The organism is Pseudomonas sp. JDS28PS106 (assembly GCF_036706555.1).
In the GTDB taxonomy this organism is placed as follows: Bacteria; Pseudomonadota; Gammaproteobacteria; order Pseudomonadales; family Pseudomonadaceae; genus Aquipseudomonas.
On record NZ_JBAJGT010000040.1, the window covers coordinates 1 to 545 of the forward strand.

The 545-nt window shown below is 48.8% G+C and carries 2 tRNA genes and 1 rRNA gene; all 3 read right to left on the reverse strand.

Annotated features, from left to right (window positions below):
- Positions 1-213 precede the first annotated feature (213 nt).
- Positions 214-289: transfer RNA gene (locus TRP66_RS23470), tRNA-Ala, on the reverse strand.
- A gap of 25 nt (positions 290-314) precedes the next feature.
- Positions 315-391 (reverse strand) — tRNA-Ile (locus TRP66_RS23475).
- Between the two features lie 89 nt (positions 392-480).
- Positions 481-545, reverse strand: a 16S ribosomal RNA gene (locus TRP66_RS23480); the annotation flags it as partial.

The window sequence follows — 545 nt, forward strand, 5'->3', positions numbered from 1 at the left end:
TACTGTGAAGACGACATTCGCCGAAAACTTGCAATTACTCACAAATTTTACCTTAGCCTGTTCACCACCAGTGAAAGTGGTCAACAGTCTATCTTTCTATCACATACCCAAATTTTTAAAGAACGATTCTGATAAAGATCAGAAATCAACATTCAGGCACCAAGCGGTGGAATGCTCATTTCTAAGCTTTGACAGCAACACAGAAGCAGTGAATGGTGGAGCCAAGCGGGATCGAACCGCTGACCTCCTGCGTGCAAGGCAGGCGCTCTCCCAGCTGAGCTATGGCCCCGGGAACTCAACCGACCACCAAATAATGGTAGGTCTGGGCAGATTTGAACTGCCGACCTCACCCTTATCAGGGGTGCGCTCTAACCAACTGAGCTACAGACCTAAAGCTTACGCTTGAAGCTGCTTCTAATCGTCTTCTTCAATGAATCAAGCAATTCGTGTGGGAGCTTATGGCGCAGCTGAGTCGTCGATTAAGGAGGTGATCCAGCCGCAGGTTCCCCTACGGCTACCTTGTTACGACTTCACCCCAGTCATGA